The organism is Photorhabdus viridis, assembly GCF_040256935.1.
Taxonomy (GTDB): domain Bacteria; phylum Pseudomonadota; class Gammaproteobacteria; order Enterobacterales; family Enterobacteriaceae; genus Photorhabdus; species Photorhabdus viridis.
Window position 1 is genome coordinate 1 of record NZ_JBEJZY010000134.1, and the last position, 1,778, is coordinate 1,778.

General features: G+C 40.3%; 3 protein-coding genes and 1 pseudogene. All 4 read right to left on the reverse strand.

Going from position 1 to position 1,778, the window contains the following annotated elements:
* Positions 1 to 269: 269 nt before the first annotated feature.
* A complete protein-coding gene (locus tag ABR397_RS22475) occupies positions 270 to 647 on the reverse strand; it encodes a DUF6853 family protein (protein ID WP_350307655.1) in 378 nt (125 codons plus the stop codon).
* Complete coding sequence (locus ABR397_RS22480) at positions 640 to 918, reverse strand: hypothetical protein (protein ID WP_350307656.1); 279 nt, start codon at positions 916 to 918, stop codon at positions 640 to 642. The genes ABR397_RS22475 and ABR397_RS22480 overlap by 8 nt, the downstream gene beginning before the upstream one ends.
* A gap of 337 nt (positions 919 to 1,255) precedes the next feature.
* Positions 1,256 to 1,522: a hypothetical protein gene (locus ABR397_RS22485; protein WP_350307657.1), complete on the reverse strand. Its 267-nt coding sequence runs from the start codon at positions 1,520 to 1,522 to the stop codon at positions 1,256 to 1,258.
* A gap of 187 nt (positions 1,523 to 1,709) precedes the next feature.
* Positions 1,710 to 1,778, reverse strand: a pseudogene (locus ABR397_RS22490) (RNA-guided endonuclease InsQ/TnpB family protein); the annotation flags it as partial.

Here is a 1,778-nt window from a genome sequence, read left to right on the forward strand (position 1 = left end):
TTTTATGCCACCTTCCATTTCGGCTTGGTAGGTTAGTGTGCATAACCCACCGCTCCCGGCACAATTAGACAACATTTCTGCCCGTTGCGCGGCGCTCAGTTCTCCGTATTTGTTCCAGATGGCTTCGGTAGAGGTGCCTTGTTTATTAGCCTCTTGAAACTGACCAGATTGTAGGTGCTCATGGAATGCAGATGATTAAAAAAATAACGATTTCCCCGGCAACGTAAGTAGTAACCAGTAGATAAAGAAACCCCAGCTGTGGCTATGAGTTATTTTTTGGATGGATAGTTGTAATGATCAGGTATTTTGTAATCTTCGGGAATTTTGGGCCAATCATATCGATCTGTCCAACCGATCATTTCTATGTCTTCAAAGATTTCATCAAAAAAATTACGTAGATTCATTGCATAGATCCTAGCCATCACTAATGCTGTTTGAACTGCAATCATGTCATTTCGGTCAAGGGCTTTTTTTGATACTGCGAACATGGATATCAATTTTTTAAGCTCATCTTGCAGTTCATGATCCAGATTTAACGAATAATCAAGGCTGCCATCATTATCAAGCTCATTTTTCGAGATATTGCAGGCCGCTGCTAGCTCGACTAAAACCGTTTTTATGTCATTTAACTTGTTTATTTCAGTCAACTTTAAGTTTCCTCCCTTGACCAGCTTTGGTCTTACCCACATTTACTGAACCATCTAAATTAAGGGCTGCCTTAAAATTATTTTTACTATCAAAAAGTTCAAGGTGATTTTTATGTGAACCGTCTAGATATATTTGATCGCCTTTCTTGATTATCTCACCTAGTTTACCCTGAGCTTGATAAATACTCTGTCCTTGATACCGCTTACTGGTTTTAAGTGTGCCATCCTTAATCTGATTCCCAAACCCCGGTTGCTTAAAAAATTCCCCCATATTACCAACAGCTCCTTTATTGGGTTCATAGGGTTGCTTGCTTTTACTCTTCCCTACAATCGAAGCAACTAAAACCTTACTACCAATAGCACCACCAATACCGGCAGATTCTACCGCTTCTTTGGCTATTAATGCACCTTTTCCCAGGCAGGCAATGAATTATACAATAGCCCTAAATCGTTCTGGTTTTCTGTCGTCACAAATTGGTTGGGACGATGGGCATCTGCCTCTGATAAGCCAAACATCCATCTCAGGCCACTAACGGCATCGGCTGTTTTGTTCTGTCTCTTAACCGAGAGATCTGATTAAGAGACAGCTCATAGGGGCGGGATTTATTTTACTTCTTCGAAGGATAATCGTAGTGCTCAGGAATTTTATAGTCTTCTGGAATCTCCGGCCAAGAGTCCTGATTATTTATTAATACAACATCATCAATAATATCTTCATATAGATTAGACAGATTCAATGATGCAATCCGAATTCTTGTTAGCGCACATTGAATAGCTATTTGATCATTATCTTCAATGGTTTTGTTAAGTAACATCGTGGCCTGTTCAAGATCGTAAATATATTCCTTATATTTTTCAATAATATCTGAATTCATATTCAACTCAACCCGGATGTTTTTCCTAAGTGAGAGACAGTTAAGACAATAGTTAAGCTTGTTTAAAGTTTCCATCATTTTAATTTTCTCCCTTCCGCAGCTTTAGTTTTAGCCTCATTAATTGAACCATCTAAGTTAAGTACAACTGTGACTGCTCCCCGCCCTGTCGGGCGAGGCTTCCCACTTCCTAGGCCGCAACCGTCTGTGTGACGGATTTACACTGGCCTCCATGGGCAGAAACGACGAGTCCCGCCGC

Excerpts from the sequence above, each read along its gene's own strand:
- ABR397_RS22480 (WP_350307656.1), bottom strand. The coding sequence starts at position 918 with ATGGGGGAATTTTTTAAGCAACCGGGGTTTGGGAATCAGATTAAGGAT.
- ABR397_RS22485 (WP_350307657.1), bottom strand. The coding sequence starts at position 1,522 with ATGAATTCAGATATTATTGAAAAATATAAGGAATATATTTACGATCTT.